This is a genomic window from Mycobacterium sp., from assembly GCF_036490025.1.
Classification (GTDB): domain Bacteria; phylum Actinomycetota; class Actinomycetes; order Mycobacteriales; family Mycobacteriaceae; genus Mycobacterium.
The window spans coordinates 1-16,619 of the sequence record NZ_DASXEP010000175.1 but is presented as its reverse complement, the minus strand read 5'-3'; the positions used below and the strand labels follow the sequence as shown (position 1 = coordinate 16,619).

General features: G+C 63.6%; 8 protein-coding genes. All 8 read left to right on the top strand.

From position 1 onward, the window contains the following. The first annotated feature begins 329 nt into the window (after window positions 1-329). Window positions 330-6,638, top strand: a complete 6,309-nt coding sequence (pks2, locus tag VGG53_RS20295) for a sulfolipid-1 biosynthesis phthioceranic/hydroxyphthioceranic acid synthase (RefSeq protein WP_331519989.1) — start codon at window positions 330-332, stop codon at window positions 6,636-6,638. Between the two features lie 95 nt (window positions 6,639-6,733). Further along, window positions 6,734-8,113, top strand: coding sequence for a condensation domain-containing protein (locus tag VGG53_RS20290; protein ID WP_331519988.1), 1,380 nt, complete (start codon window positions 6,734-6,736; stop codon window positions 8,111-8,113). 50 nt (window positions 8,114-8,163) lie between these two features. Next, window positions 8,164-11,493 carry an RND family transporter gene (locus VGG53_RS20285; protein WP_331519887.1) on the top strand — a complete coding sequence of 1,110 codons (3,330 nt, stop codon included), beginning with the start codon at window positions 8,164-8,166 and terminating at the stop codon, window positions 11,491-11,493. A gap of 12 nt (window positions 11,494-11,505) precedes the next feature. After that, window positions 11,506-12,756, top strand: coding sequence for a glycosyltransferase (locus VGG53_RS20280; RefSeq protein ID WP_331519886.1), 1,251 nt, complete (start codon window positions 11,506-11,508; stop codon window positions 12,754-12,756). Beyond that, the gene (locus VGG53_RS20275; RefSeq protein WP_331519885.1) at window positions 12,756-13,511 is read left to right on the top strand and encodes a GAP family protein; all 756 of its coding nucleotides are present in this window, start codon (window positions 12,756-12,758) and stop codon (window positions 13,509-13,511) included. The genes VGG53_RS20280 and VGG53_RS20275 overlap by 1 nt, the downstream gene beginning before the upstream one ends. A 28-nt stretch (window positions 13,512-13,539) precedes the next feature. Beyond that, on the top strand, window positions 13,540-14,982 hold the full coding sequence (locus VGG53_RS20270; RefSeq protein ID WP_331519884.1) for a PE-PPE domain-containing protein: 1,443 nt from the start codon (window positions 13,540-13,542) through the stop codon (window positions 14,980-14,982). An 18-nt stretch (window positions 14,983-15,000) separates the two neighbouring features. Then, window positions 15,001-15,831 (top strand): glycosyltransferase family 2 protein, encoded by an 831-nt coding sequence (locus VGG53_RS20265; protein WP_331519883.1) that lies wholly within the window; start codon window positions 15,001-15,003, stop codon window positions 15,829-15,831. A gap of 79 nt (window positions 15,832-15,910) precedes the next feature. Then, a partial coding sequence (locus VGG53_RS20260) for a polysaccharide pyruvyl transferase family protein (protein ID WP_331519882.1) occupies window positions 15,911-16,619 on the top strand: 709 nt, incomplete at its 3' end.

Genomic DNA, 16,619 nt, shown 5'->3' with positions numbered 1-16,619 from the left:
GGCTGAAACGCCGCTGAGAATCAGTTAAGACCCGGATAAATAACCGTCTCCCGAGTTGACGGAACTCCAGAATAACATCACGATTATGTAACGATCCAGCCCGTAGGATGTTCGTGCTGGATGTATGTCGAATAACGTCCGTTTGTCCCGCACGCCCCTGACATGCAAGAAAGCATTCACCAGAACGTTCCGCAAAATTGACGTCAACGTAGAGGCCTGCAACGCGGCGGGACAAGCTTTACACTCAGGCCCGAGTCCGCAGTAGCCCACTCTAGCCATTGCTATTAGGAGGGGAATTGACCGCTTTTGACACGATTCATGACCGTTCGGTGAACCCGGGTTCGGCTCATGTCTTGCTCGCCCAAGGTAAAACAAGAACCACTCCGGTTGCAATTATCGGCATAGCGTGCCGGCTACCCGGGAGTATCGATTCTCCGGACCTGCTGTGGGAAGCTTTGCTGCGAGGTGACGACCTGGTCACCGAAATTCCTCCGGACCGGTGGGATGCCGAAGAGTTTTACGACCCGGAGCCGGGGGTCCCGGGCCGATCGGTATCGCGCTGGGGCGCATTTATCGAGGATGTCGGCGGCTTCGACTCCGAATTCTTCGGGATCAACGAGCAAGAGGCGACTGCGATCGACCCGCAGCATCGTTTGCTGCTGGAAACCTCGTGGGAGGCGATGGAGCACGCCGGTGTCAGCCCGGCCAGCATCGCGAATTCGTTGACCGGTGTCTTCGTCGGCTTGACGCACGGCGACTATCAGTTGCTCGCCGCCGACGCGCACTCGGTGGAGGGCCCCTATGGCTTTACCGGCACCACCTTCAGCCTGGCGTCCGGACGCATCGCCTACGCCTTGGGCGTTCACGGCCCGGCCATGACGCTGGACTCGGCGTGCTCCTCTGGTTTGCTCGCCGTACACATGGCCTGCCGGAATCTGCACGACGGCGAAAGCGATCTGGCCCTGGCCGGCGGCGCCAGCGTGATCCTGGACCCGCGAAAATATTCTTCGGGCTCGGCGCAAGGCATGCTCTCTCCGACCGGACGCTGCCATGCCTTCGACGCTGCCGCGGACGGCTTCGTGGCCTCCGAGGGATGCGCGGTCGTGCTGCTCAAGCGGTTGGCCGACGCCCAACGCGACGGCGACCGCATTCTGGCGGTGATACGCGGCAGCGCTGCCAACCAGGATGGCCGAACCGTCAACATCGCCACACCGTCGGCAACCGCTCAAACAGTGGTCTACCGCAACGCATTGGCCGCCGCGGGGGTCGACCCCCGAACCGTGGGCATGGTCGAAGCGCACGGCCCTGGTACACCGGTGGGCGATCCGATCGAATACACCAGCCTGGCCAACGTTTACGGCACCGAAGGCCCGTGCGCGCTGGCGTCGGTGAAGACAAACTTCGGACATGCGCAGGCGGCTTCCGGGACGCTGAGCCTGGTCAAAACGGTCTTGGCACTGCAGCACGGTGTCGTTCCGCCGAACCTGCACTTCGACCGCCTGCCCGACGAGCTCAGCCGGATCAACACCCAATTGTTCGTGCCTCAGACGACCACCCCGTGGTCGACCAACGGTCGGCACGCGCGACGGGCAGCCGTGTCGTCCTATGGGCTGTCCGGCACCAACGTGCACGTGATCCTCGAAGAGGCACCGGCACAGGCACTTCCGGAAAAGCGGAACGGATCCGCGGTCGCCACGCCGTTGCTGTTCGCGCTGTCGTCGAGCTCAGAAGACGAGCTACGCAGGACCGCCGGGCGGCTGGCCGACTGGGCGACCGCACACACAGACGACGTCGCACTGCCGGACCTGGCCTACACGCTGGCCCGCCGGCGTGGTCATCGTCCGGTGCGCGCGGCGGTGATTGCCGCCACCACCGACGAGTTGGTGCAGTCGCTGCGCGAATTGGCCGACGGTGACACACCTCACCCTCCGGCAGTCGGTCAAGACGACCGGGGACCGGTGTGGGTGTTCTCCGGACAGGGCTCGCAGTGGGCCGCGATGGGTGCCCGGCTGCTGGCCGCCGAGCCGGTGTTCGCCGCCGCAGTCGCCGAGGTAGAGCCGCTGATCGCAAGCGAGGCAGGCTTTTCGGTGACCGAGGCGATGTCGGCGCCCGAGACGGTCACCGGCGTGGACCGGGTCCAGCCGACCCTGTTCGCTGTGCAGACCGCGCTGGCCGCGACCATGAAGGCGCACGGGGTGCTTCCCGGTGCAGTCGTCGGGCATTCGCTGGGTGAGTCGGCCGCCGCCGTGGTCTCGGGAGCACTGTCGCTGGAAGATGGTGCCCGGGTGATCTGCCGGCGCTCGCGACTGATGTCCACCATTGCCGGCTCCGGAGCAATGGCCTCGGTGGAATTGCCCGCCCAGCAGGTGCTTTCAGAGCTGATGGCACGCGGCGTACACGATGTCGTGGTGGCAGTGGTGGCGTCGCCCCAGTCCACGGTGATCGGCGGTGCCACCGAGACGGTTCGCGAGTTGGTCACTGCCTGGCAGGAGCGCGATGTGATGGCCCGCGAAGTGGCCGTCGACGTCGCGTCCCACTCGCCGCAGGTCGATCCGATCCTCGACGATCTGCTGGACGCTTTGGTCGACTTGCGTCCGTCGACACCTGAAATTCCCTATTACTCGGCAACGCTGTTCGACCCTCGTGAGCAGCCGGTGTGCGACGCCGACTACTGGGCCGACAATTTGCGGCACACGGTGCGGTTCGCCGCCGCGGTACAGGCGGCCATGGAGGACGGCTACCGGGTCTTCGCGGAGCTGGCTCCACATCCGCTGCTCACCTACGCCGTCGAGCAGACCGGCAAGAGCGTCGACGTGCCGGCGGTCGCGCTCGCCGGCATGCGTCGCGAGCAGCCGATGCCGCACGGGATGCTCGGATTGCTGGTCGACCTGTATTGCGCCGGCGCCGCAATTGATTTCGCGGCGCTCTACCCGGTCGGGCACCTGGTCGACGCGCCGCTGCCGACCTGGACCCGCCGGCCGCTGTTGTTGAGTCGCGGAGGGCACGAATCGCCGACACACGGCAGCCGCACGGTTTCGGTGCATCCGCTGTTGGGTTCGCACGTTCGTTTGCATGAGGAGCCCGAACGCCACGCCTGGGAGAGCGAAATAGGCACCGATGCCCTGCCATGGCTGGGAGACCATCAGGTGCACAATGTCGCGGCCCTTCCCGGGGCGGCCTACTGCGAGATGGCGCTGGCTGCGGCGCGCACAGTATTCGGTGCGGCGTCGGAGGTTCGCGACGTCCGCTTCGAGCAAATGTTGTTGTTGGACGAAAAGACCCGGGTCGACGGCATCGCCACGGTGGTTTCCCCAGGCGTCGTCAATTTTGTCGTCCAGACCGACCGGGACGGCGAACATCTGCGGCGAGCCAGTGCAGTGCTCGGCTCGGTGGACGCCAGAGAGCGGCCGCCGGTACGCGACATTGCCGCGCTGCTGGCCGAGCATCCCCGCCTCATTGAGGGATCCGAGATGCGGCGATGGTTCGATGACCGTGGCATCCAGTACGGACCGGCATTCACCGGGCTGACGTCGACCCGCACTGGTACAGAAGCAGTTTCGACTGTGCTGGCCGAGGTGGCGTTGCCGCGGTCGATCCGCTCACAGCACGACGCCTACGGCGTGCACCCTGCGCTGCTCGACGCTTGCTTCCAGTCCGTCGCGGTCCATCCCGATGTCCAAGGCGCCGCCGGCACCGGCCTACTGTTGCCCTTGGGCGTGCGTGAGCTGCGCGCCTACGACGCCACCCGCAACGCGCGGTACTGCTACACACGGGTGACCGCGGTCGACATCAACTCGGTCGAGGCTGATCTCGATGTCTTGGACGAGAACGGTACCGTCTTGCTGACCGTATCCGGTCTGAGACTGGGCAACGCGGCATCCGAAACCGCAGACCGCGTACTCGGTGAGCGGCTGCTGACCATCGAATGGCAGCAACGCACGCTGCCCGAGTCCGCCGATACCGAGTCCGGGCCGTGGCTACTGATCAACGCGTCGACCGGCGACGACGTGCTGGCGGCCGGCTTGACTGATGCGCTGACGCTCCTCGACGCACCACCGACCACGCTGTCGTGGCCGCACGACGCCGACCACGGCACCAAGGCCGAGCAACTGGGCTTGCACCTGGCCGACCGCGAGTTCAACGGCGTGGTGGTCGTGGTCGGGCCCGAGAATCCCACCGGGGACGATCAATTCGCATCTCGGGGCCGCGAGTATGTCGAACATCTGGTGCGCATCGCGCGCGAACTGCCTGACGCCCCTGGCGAGCCGCCGCGGTTCTACGTCATTACCCAGCGGGCCCAGACAGTGGTGGCAGGCGACCGACCCAATCTCGAGCAGGCCGGCCTACGCGGCTTGATCCGGGTGATCGGCTCCGAACATCCACACCTGCGTACCACCCAGATCGATCTCGCAGCCGACACCGACACCGGCCAGCTCGCGCAACAACTGTTGAGCGGGTCCGACGAGGATGAGACCGCGTGGCGCGACGGTCGGTGGTACGTCGCCCGGCTGTCCAACACCCCGCTACGGCCTGACGAAAGGCATACCGCCACCGTGCATCCCGAGCACGACGGATTGCGGTTGCAGGTCCGTACGCCCGGAGACCTGGACTCGATGGAGCTGGCAGCGTTCGACCGCATTCCGCCTGGGCCCGGGGAAATCGAGGTCGCGGTGAAAGCATCGAGCATCAACTTCGCCGACGTGCTGGTCGCCTATGGCCGCTACCCCAGCTTCGAGGGACGGCTTCCTCGAACGGGAACCGACTTCGCTGGGGTGGTCACCGCGGTCGGACCCGGCGTCACCACGCACCAGGTCGGAGACCACGTCGGCGGTATATCGCCGAACGGCTGCTGGGCCACGTTCGTCAACGCTGACGCGCGGCTTGCGGTTACGCTGCCGCAATCGCTCGCCGACGAACAAGCTGCCGCGATCACCACCGCGTACGCCACCGCCTGGTACGGGCTGCACGATCTGGCCCGAATCGACAAGGGCGACCGGGTGCTCATCCATTCCGGGACCGGCGGGGTGGGCCAGGCCGCCATCGCGATAGCCCGCGCCGCCGGGGCGGAGATCTTTGCCACCGCCGGCAGCGAGGCACGTCGGGAACTGTTGCGGGAGATGGGCATCAAGTATGCCTACGATTCACGCAGCATTGAGTTCGCCGACCAGCTCCGCCGCGACACCGACGGTTACGGTGTCGACATCGTCCTCAACTCCGTTACCGGCGCCGCGCAGCGCGCCGGTCTGGAACTGCTGGCCTTCGGCGGGCGTTTCGTCGAAATCGGCAAGCGCGACATCTACGGTGACAGCCGCCTGGGCCTCTTTCCGTTCCGTCGCAACCTTGCGTTCTACGCCGTCGACCTGGGCCTGATGTCAATCAGCCATCCCGAAAAGGTCCGGGGCATACTGGATACCGTCTACCGGCTCACCGCAGAAGGTGTGCTGCCGCTGCCGCAAAGCACGCACTACCCGCTCGCCGACGCAGCTACCGCCATTCGGACGATGAGCGGTGCCCAGCACACCGGCAAGCTGGTGCTGGATATCCCGCGGACCGGCAGTGTCCAGGCGGTGGTTCCTCCGGATCAGGCTCCGGTGTTCCGGGCCGACGGCGCCTACATCATCACCGGTGGGCTGGGTGGTTTGGGCTTGTTCCTCGCCGAGAAGATGGCTACCGCCGGCTGCGGGCGTATCGTGCTGACCTCGCGGTCGCAGCCAACGCTGAAGGCGCTGGAGACAATTGAGCTCATCCGGGCCATCGGCGCCGACGTCGTGGTGGATTGCGATGACATCGCGAAACCCGCCACGGCCGATCGGTTGGTGCAGCTGGCCACCGCAACCGGAATTCCGGTGCGCGGAGTTCTGCATGCGGCGGCCGTCGTGGAAGACGCGACCTTGGCCAACGTCACCGACGAGCTCGTCGAACGTGACTGGGCGCCCAAAGTGTACGGTGCGTGGAATCTGCACAGCGCGACGGCGGGCCAGCCGCTGGATTGGTTCTGCTCGTTTTCCTCGGCGGCAGCGCTGGTCGGTTCACCGGGACAGGGCGCTTACGCGGCAGCCAACAGCTGGCTGGACGGGTTCACGCACTGGCGTCGTGCTCAGGGCCTGCCTGCGACTGCGATCGCATGGGGGGCGTGGGCGGAGATCGGTCGGGCCACCGCAATGGCGGAAAGCTCCGGTGCCGCAATCGCTCCGGACGAAGGCGCCTACGCATTCCACGCACTGCTCAGCCACGACCGTGCTTACAGTGGATACGCACCGGTGACGGGAGCACCGTGGTTGATCGCTTTCGCTCAGCGCAGCAAGTTCGCGGAGGCGTTCCGCGCATCTGGGCAAAGCCGCAGGGGCGCAAGCGAATTCCTCGCAGAGCTGAAGGCACTCCCAATCGAAGAGTGGGCCGGGCGGCTTCGACGGCTGATCTCCGATCAGATCAGCCGGATCCTGCGCCGCAGCGTCGACCCCGACCGTTCGCTATCGGAGTACGGCGTTGACTCACTCGGCAACCTCGAGTTGCGTACCCGCATCGAGACCGAGACGGGCATACGCATCACATCCACCGACATCACGACGGTGCGCGGGTTGGCCGAGGTGCTGCGGGAAAAGCTGACTCCCAAAGAGGATGCTGCGCTGCGGTCGTAACCGGCGGGTCTGTTGTCACGAACCATTGAACAAATGCGGAAGGAGTCAACGTGCTCGGACTCGGGAAGGTGAACGTCGGCCCGATCTATGACTGGATGCCCGAACGGGGTTCGGTGGTGTCGTGGGATCCGTCGCCCGCCTCACTCGCGAAAGCCAGGGAGGCGCCGTCCAGTGACGTGCCGGCCAGCTATATGCAGAGTGAACACCTGCGGAGCTATCGCGAGTACTCCGACCAGGGACTCGATATGGCGCGGCTGTGCATCGCGGCGTGGGACATACCGGGACGCTGCGATCTGCGCGCCATGACCTACGTGATCAATGCTCACCTGCACCGGCACGACACCTACCGCAACTGGTTTGAATACACCGACGACGCCAGCATCGTCCGGCGGACCATCCCCAACGCCAGCGACATCGAGTTCGTCGCGACCAGACATGGCCGGATGGACCCTGAGGACCTGCACCGCAAGATACTGGCCACTCCGAGCCCGCTGCAGTGGGACTGCCTGCGCTTCATGCTGATTCAGCAAGCGGATCACTTCACATTTTGTGTGGTTGTCGACCATCTGTACATCGATGCGATGTTCATCGGGATGATGTTCACCGAGCTGCACATGATGTACCAGACATTGGTCAGCGGCGGTGCGCCGCTGCGGTTGCCGCAGCCGGGGAGCTACCTGGAGTACTGCAGCCGGCAGCACGAAAGCCTGTCGGCACTCACCCTGGAGTCGCCACAGGTGCGTGCCTGGCTCGATTTCCTGGAGAGCAACGGGGCCACCCTGCCACATTGCCGGTTGGAGCTGGGCGATTCGGCTCCTACCGATCTGATGAGCACGACCCTTTTGGATGAGCGCCAGACGGCCGCGTTCGAGGCAGCTTGCCTGGCAGCGGGGGCCCGGTTCAGCGGCGGCGTCTTCGCCTGCGCCGCACTGGCCGACTATGAATTGACCGGCGAGCGAACCTATTACGGGCTGACCGCTACGGACACCCGGAGCGTCCCGACGGACTTCGTGACGACGGGGTGGTACACCGGCTTCGCGCCGATCACGGTGCCCATCGGGGCGACCTTCGGCGAGACCGCCTGCGCCGCGCAGGCATCGTTCGACTCCGGCAAGGAGTTGGCGAGCGTGCCGTGGGGCCGGGTGCTTGAATTGGCGCCGTGGCTTAAAAGGCCGAACGGGCGTGTCCCCCTGTTGTTCTTCCTCGACGCCGGAATTCCGCCGCTTTCGGCCCTCGTCAACTCGCATCTGGACGGATCCAACGCCAGGATCTACCACGATGGCGGCGTTCCAGCACAATTCGACATACGGGTCAATCGGTTCGAGAGCGAAACTCACGCGGCGGTATTGTTCCCGAACAATCCGATCGCGCGAGCATCGGTTACCCGCTATCTGGCAGCGCTGAAGTCGGTATACCTGCGTGTCGCATGCGGTCGTGAAGTAGTGATGCTCCAGGCCGACGCCGCTGTCGCCTGATTGCCAGAAACTGACAGAGGTGAGGAGAACGGCTTTCTGCGTTCCGCGATATGAAGATTCGGTTACCTAGTACACAGGCTTTTGCTGCCGCGGGAAACATCTACCGGCGGTTGGCAAAGCTCGCGGTGCGTATGCCGTTGGTGTTCATCGGCTTCTGGATTGCGTTGGCGGCGGTGCTGGCGTTGACGTTGCCGCCGCTTGCGGTGGTCGCGGCAACAAAGCAACCCCAAATGCTGCCTGACGACTCCCCGGTGATGGTGACGACTCGAGAGATCGTCAATGCGTTCCACGACAAGGGATCCGACAACATCGTGTTGGTCGTTCTCAGCGATGAGAAAGGATTGAGCCCGGCCGACGAAGGCACTTACCGTGCCCTTGTCGACAAATTGCGTCAAGACACCCGCGACGTCGTGGCGTTGCAGGACTTCTTGTCGACCAAAGAATTGCGCGAAGTCTTTACCGCCAAAGACAACAAGGCTTGGTATCTACCCGTCAGCCTGGTCGGAAACGCTGGCTCACCGCAGGGCCGGGTCTCTTATCAAAATGTCACCGGGCTGGTCAAGAACACAGTCGCGGGATCGACGCTCAATGCCAACATGGCTGGGCCCGCGGCCACCGCCGAGGATCTCACCGAGATCAGCGAGCGGGACATCCACGTGATCGAGATCGGCACCACCGTACTGGTGCTACTCATCCTGCTTGTCGTTTACCGCAATCCCATCACGATGCTGGTGCCGCTGATCACCATCGGTATATCGCTGGCTGCCGCCCAAGGCATTCTGGCCGGTGCTGCGGAATTGGGTCTCGGCATCTCGAGTCAGACCCTGGTCTTCATGACAGCGATAATGTTCGGCGCCGGAACCGATTACGCCGTCTTCCTGATCAGCCGCTATCACGATTACGTGCGCATGGGCGCACCGTCAGACGAAGCGGTGCAGCGGGCGCTGGAGTCCATCGGCAAGGTGATCGCTGCGTCGGCAGCGACGGTGGCGGTCACGTTCTTCGCGATGATCTTCACCCGGCTGCCGGTGTTTTCCACGGTTGGTCCGGCGCTGGCGATCGCGATCTTCGTCGCTTTTGCGGCAGCGGTGACCTTGCTGCCCGCAATTTTGGTGCTGATCGGCAGACGGGGCTGGATCAATCCGAGACGCGAACTCACTACACGGTTGTGGCGAAGATCCGGTGTCCGGATCGTGCGCCGGCCCAAAGTCCATCTCGCTGCCGGTTTGGTGCTGCTCGCCATTCTGGCAACGTGCGCAAGTTTCGCGCGCTACAACTACGACGACCGCAAGACCTTGCCCGACACGGTCGAGAGCGCCGCGGGATACAACGTGATGAGCCGCCATTTTCCGTTGGATTCGATCATCCCGGCGTACCTTTTCGTCCAGTCGCCACACGACCTGCGTGATCCCAAAGCTCTTGCCGATATGGAACAGATGGCCTCGCGGGTCAGCCAGGTGCCAGGTGTCGCACTTGTCCGGGGCATCACCCGGCCGATGGGCGAGTCGTTGGAGCAGGCCAGGTTGGCCTGGCAAGCGGGTGAAGTGGGTAGCAAGCTCAACGACGCTTCCCAAAACATCCACGAGCACAACGGCGACCTCAGCAAGCTGACCAACGGTGCCGACCAACTGGCCGATGCCCTTGGTCAGGTGCGGGATCAAGTCGGCCAGGCGATGACCGGCGTCCGGGGTGTGGTCGACGCGCTGACGCTCCTCGACAAGCAAGTGGGCAACGGAAAGACGTTTGACCAGATCGACAACGCCATCAAATTGGTCAACGAAATGCACACGCTCGGTGGCTCGCTCAGTGTGAACATTCAAGACATCAGCAACACTGCCGGATGGGCGGGTCCTATCCTGGCTGCGCTCGACGCCACCCCGGTCTGCTCCTTGAACCCCGATTGCGTTGCGTCCCGGGAACAGTTGAGGCGCTTGGCCGATGCCCGCGACAGTGGAGCGTTGAACGACCTCGCCGATCTGGCCAAGCAATTGCAAACGACAGAGGGCGCCGACTCGTTGCGGACGACCACGCAGGGCTTGCTACGAGCAGTCAAGACTGCCGCCAACGGCATGCGGTCGGTGGCGGGCTCTAATCCTGGTGGCATACCGGGCAAGCTCGATGAACTCCAGCACGGAGCCGAGCAGCTCGCAGACGGCAGCCGCCAACTGGCGGGCGGCGTCCAGGAACTCGTAGACCAAACCCGGCACATGGGTGCGGGTTTGACCGACGCGTCGGGGTTCTTGCTCGCGATGAAGCAGGGTGCTTCCTCACCTCAGATGGCGGGATTCTTCATCCCCCCGCAGATCATGACCCAAGCTGATTTCAAAAAGGCCGCAGGGCTTTTCATATCCCCGGACGGCCACTCCGCGAGGTATCTGGTGCAAACCAAGTTGAATCCTTTCAGCGTGGCCGCGATGGACCAGGTCAATGAGATCACCGACACCGCTCATCAGGCCCAGCCGAATACCAGCTTGGCGGATGCCAAGGTCTCCCTCGCCGGGATCTCGGTCGGGCTTCGGGACACCCGCGACTATTACAACAATGACTTCCGGTTCATCATCATCGCGACCATCGTCATCGTGTTCATGATCCTGATCGCGTTGCTGCGGGCAATCGTTGCACCGCTGTATCTCATCCTGTCCGTGGTGATTTCCTACTTGTCGGCGCTCGGCATCGGCGTCATCGCATTTCAATTCATCCTTGGCCAGGAACTGCACTGGAGTGTGCCAGGACTGACCTTCATCATCCTGGTCGCCGTCGGCGCGGACTACAACCTGCTGCTGATCTCACGGATCCGTGACGAGTCTCCGCACGGCGTGCGATTCGGTGTCATTCGCACGGTGACGTCCACCGGCGGGGTTATCACCGCGGCGGGCCTGATCTTCGCGGCCTCGATGTTCGGGCTGCTGCTGGCCAGCATCAGCATGATGGTTCAGGCCGGTTTCGTTCTGGGCATGGGAATCTTGCTGGACACCTTCCTGGTCCGCACGGTCACCGTACCTGCGATTGCGGCGCTGATCGGCCCGGCGAACTGGTGGCCGTCACGATTCCGTCCGCAGACGCATACGCCCCGGAAGCGTGACCGTTACCTAACGACAAATGAAGCCGTTCCAGACGATCCGTCGACAACGAATCGCGACGGCGTGCCGACAGCGCACACCGAGACTACGATCGAAGGCGAACCCGCGGTCGACATCAAAGCCGTTGCCGCATCGAAGAACCGGACGCGTCGACGGTTTCCTCGGCTGAAGCCGGGTAAATCGCCGGCGCTGCCGACGGTTGATGAAGATTCTCCTGACTGGATCACGGCGGCCGACGACCACGAGCCCTTCGAAGACCAATACTCGGTAGCCCGTATCCCCAACCTCTTCTCGCGGTAGGAGGTGAACCCGATGAAATTCGCTCTGGCGGTGCATGGAACTCGCGGCGATGTCGAGCCTTGCGCCGCAGTGGGTATCGAGCTACGGCACCGCGGGCACGAGGTGCGCATCGCGGCCCCACCCGACATGCTCGGCTTCGTCCAGTCCACCGGGCTTTCCGCGGTTCCCTATGGGCCGGACGCCCAGGCGATGCACGGCGAGGATTTCGTGCACAACTTCTGGAACGCCAAGACACCGATACGCGTGGTGCGCGCGGCCAAGGAGCAGCTCAACCAAGTCTGGGCCGAGATGGGTGACACGCTGGCATCACTGGCGGAGGGTGCCGATCTGCTGTTGACCGGCATGATCCAACAGGGCCTGGCCGCGAATGTCGCAGAGTATTACGACATTCCGCTCGCGGGCCTTCATTGCTTCCCGGTTCGGGCCAACGGGCAGCTTCTTCCGATGCTGCCATCGCCGATGACCCGTTCCGCGGTATCGGCACTGTGGTGGCTGCATTGGCGCATGACGAATGCCGCGGAGGACGCTCAGCGCCGTCGACTGGGCCTTTCCAAGGCGACATCGAACTCGACGCGACGGATCATGGATCGGGAGTCGCTGGATATCCAGGCCTACGACGCGCTCTGCTTCCCCGGTTTGGCAGCCGAATGGGCGAAATGGCACGGCCGACGACCCTTCGTCGGCGCCCTCACCGTCGCCCGCCCGTCGGATGCTGACGACGAAGTTGTGTCCTGGATTGCCGACGGCGCGTCGCCCATCTACTTCGGATTTGGCAGCATGCCGTTGGCATCATTTGCCGATACCGTCGCGATGATCAGCGGGGCGTGTGCGCAGCTGGGCACGAGGGCGTTGATCTGCGCTGGGCCAAACGACTTCACCGACATCCCCGACCGCGACGACGTAAGGCTTGTTCGTGCCGCGAACCATGCGGCCATTCTCCCGTTGTGTCGGGCGGTGGTGCATCATGGTGGCGCCGGTACCACGGCGGCAGGCATGCGGGCAGGCATCCCCACATTGATTCTGTGGGTGACGGCCGACCAGCCGATCTGGGCCGCTCAGATCCGACGCCTCAAAGTCGGTTCTTCCCGGCGCTTCTCGGCCACGACCCAGCGTTCGCTCGTCGCTGATCTGCAGTCCATCCTTGCCCCCGGATGCGTCGCCAGGGCCCACGCGGTCGCCAGTCACATGACCGCGCCCGAGGTCAGCGTCAGCACGACCGCCGATCTCCTGGAATACGCCGCCACCGTGAGGCGGGTGGCCTGATGTGGAGCGCAGTTTTGTTGTTTGCGATCGCTGCCGCCCACGATCCGGTGCGGATCGGGATCATGGCCCTGCTGATTTCACGTCCGCGGCCGCTGTCCAATCTGTTGGTCTACTGGTTTGGTCTGATGGCTACGGGTTTCGGCGCCGCCCTGGCCGCGCTGTTTCTCCTGGACGACTTCCTGGCTCCCGTTGTGAGGCTGACACATTCGATTGCGGCACATCCTGCTGTGCCGGCCGTCGAAGTTGCCGTTGGTGCGCTCGCCATCTCGGCAGCCGGAATGCTCGCGATGCCCCGCCCGGGGCGCCAGCCTGCTAATGCGCTGATGCCCGCCAGTGATCCGACCCCGCAGGCGATCGAGCCGGCAAAAGCACCGGCAGTGTTGCCCCGCTTGGTGCTTCCGCGACTGTCATGGACGGCGGTCCTTGACCGAAGATCGCTCGGGATGCCGTTCGTCGCCGGTATGTGCACATCGACTCAGCTGCTCGAGTTCTGGGGCGCAATGCTGGTCATTCTGGCTTCCGGAGCGACCGCAGGCATGCAAGTGGCGGCCGCGCTGGTTTTCACACTGGTGGCATACACCATCACCGAAATCCCGCTTGTCACCTATCTGGTGTCGCCGGCGAAGACGGAGGCAATCGTGATGGGTATGCACGGTTGGTTATGCGCTCACCGGCGGCCGATCTTCGCCTCGGCCGTTGGCGCAATCGGTGCGATGATGATCGCGAAAGGGGTGGGTGGTCTTGCGTCCTACTGAGGGTAAGTTTCGGTGCCTGTGGTTTGGGATGCTGGCAACCGCCGGCACGGGTCTGCTATCGCTGACGTCGACGATGACGCCGGCGTGCGCCCACGCTGACGTCGGCGACGACACCTCGATGCCATTCGAGGTCATGGGCGGCACTGGCATGCCAACGCCGACCGACAGCTTTATCGACGCCGTTCAAAGTCTCTACTTTCCGCCCACGGCGCTCTTCGACGGGCAGCCGACTTTTCCCACTGCCGTCGCGGACGCTCTGTATACCCCGGAGCAGTTCTACCCACTTGGCGGCGACGAGCAGACGCTCGATGCGTCGGTGGCCGAGGGCCTGACGAATTTGAACAACGCACTCGAGCCCTACATTTCTACCGACACCCCGGTGGGCGTATTCGGCTACTCACAGAGCGCAGTCATCGCCTCGCTCGAAATGGAACAACTTGAGGCAGAGGGCGTTCCGAGTTCCGAGGTCAACTTCGTGCTGATCGGTGACCTGATGAACCCCAATGGCGGGCTGTTCGAGCGCTTTGCCGGTCTGGACCTGCCCAGTCTGGGAGTCGACTTTTACGGGGCGACCCCATCCGACGACTACGTGACCACGATCTACACCCTGGAATACGACACGTGGGCCGATTTTCCGCGCTACCCGCTCGACATTCTGTCGGACCTCAATTCCTTCGAGAGCCAAGTCCACTTCGACTATGCGAACCTCACGGCTGAGCAGCTTTCACAGGCTGTCCAATTGACCACGACGGGAGGTCTGACCGACTACTACATCATTCCGGTGGACGACCTTCCGCTGTTGGATCCGCTGCGCGAGATACCCGTCCTCGGTAATCCACTGGCCGATCTGCTCCAACCGGATTTGACCGCGCTGGTGAATTTGGGGTACGGGGATCCCGATTACGGCTGGTCGACCACGGCGGCCAACGATGCCACCGAGTTCGGGCTCTTCCCGAGCCTTGCTGATTTCGAAAAGCTTCCTGCGCTTTTGGAGACCGGTACCGTCGCTGGAATCGAGGATTTCATCGGTGATTTCACCGGCACCGGGCCGAATCCCGTTTCGCTGTCGCTGGAATCGCTGTTCTCCGGGCTGACGGATTCGTCGTCGGTCACCTCGAGCAGCTTATTCGATCCCGATGCTGTGTTGTCGGGGTTGTCGAACCTGTTGACCGATCCCACTGCCCTGGCCGCCGTTCCGGACGATATCGCCAGTGCGCTTTCGGAGGTGGGTGCCGCGTTATATGGCACCATCGCACCCACCGAAGACATCCTCCAGGCGGCGTTGGTCAGTGTGCCCGAATACGACATCAGCTTGGTTCTGGACAACCTGAACAACCCAATCGAGGCGATCGGCCTGCCGATCGCGGCAGACTTTGCGCTGTACCCGCTGCTAGCGGGATTCGAGACGTCGGTCCTCGATACCGCGGCCGAGTCGATCATCACGTCGCTGACCAGCTTGATACCTTCCTGATCCTCGAAGGTGACAATCATGGTTCAACGGATACCCGTCGTCGCGGCAGTCCCCAACTACAACATGGGAAGCCATCTGCGCGAACTCATTCCGCAATTGTTGGCTCAGCGCTACGACCGGATCTTTGTGCTCGATGATGCCTCCACCGACGACAGCGTCGGCGTTGTCAACGAATTCGGTCATGACGTGCGACTGGTGCGCAGTCCGGAGAACCGCGGGGCGGGCGCTAATCGCAACCAGATCATCGATCAGGTCGACGATGGGACGCTGATCCACTTCGTCGACGCCGACATGGAATTGCGAACGGCCGATATTCCTGCAGTGGCACGAGAGATTGCCGGACGCTACGTCGGCCAAGACGTCGGCGTGATCGGAGGACTGGTCAGCCGACCCGACGGCAGTCAGGAATACTGCAATTATGGTGCGGCGTTTTCGCTTTGGGGCAATGTCACCTCCAACATTCCGAGACTGATCGACCACTGGAGACATAAGCCGCGCCTTGCCGGCACAGTGCATCGCTTGGTAGGTCCGATCGCGACGGGCTGGCCTGACGTACTGGACGAACCGACGGCGCGTCCTGCCTACTGGCTTCACGAGGGCAATATGCTCGTCTACTCCGACGTCTTCAAGGCGGCCGGCGGCTACGACCCCACGTTGCGCTCGCACGAGGCCCAGGATTTCGCGATCCGCCTGGATAAAAAAGGCATCAAGCGACAGTTTGATCCGGGTATCCGGGTGATTCATCACCACATCGACGTTCGGGGCAAGAATCGGGCGAAGTGGCAGAACAAAGCTGCGCGCCAGCTGATCCGCAAGCATGGAATAGTGCGGTTCGTTGCCGGCAGCTAGTCCGATCCCGCCAAGCCACAGGAGCCGCCATCTGGCGGCGCCTGCAGATGCGCTCGTCGCGTATCTGGGTTGGCAGCGGATGGGCAACATCGGTGACGATGCCATCTACGACGCTGTGCGGTCACAGCTGCCCGGAGCAACCGTGCTGGACCTACCGCGCTTTCCCCGCGATAAGATCTATGCAGCGGCAACAGGTTTGAACCGATCACTGCGGCGCAGCACCCAAGTCGTCGGCGGCGGCACCCTTGTCGGGCGGCGCCATTGGCGGCGATTGGTCACTCGCGGACAGGCGCTGACCCGAGACAACGGAAGTTACGCCATCGGCGTCGGCGTCGAAGACCCCAGCTTTGTCGGACGCCGTAGCGGCTCCGGTAAAGGAGAGCTGAAACGATGGGTGCCGATACTTTCAGAGTTTCACACCGTCTCCGTGCGCGGCCCCCGAAGTGCGCAACTGCTCGCTGAAGCTGGCCTGGACGTCAACGTATCCGGTGACCCCGCGCTGCTGCTACCCCGCCCCGACGTCGCCGCCGAAGACGGACTGATCGGACTGAACCTCGGATTCGGCGACGACCTGTGGGGGCGAGATCCAGCACAGGTCGCCGAGCAGATAGCGGGCGCCACAAAACAACTGGCATCCCAAGGCCACCGCTTCGTCGGAATACTGATGAACCGCGCCGACAGACGATGGACCGAACGAGCGCTCACCGGCATCACCGCCGACATCGTGCACCCAGCAGACGCCAACGCCGCGGCACGCCAACTCGCACGCTGCTCGCTAGCCATCGTCA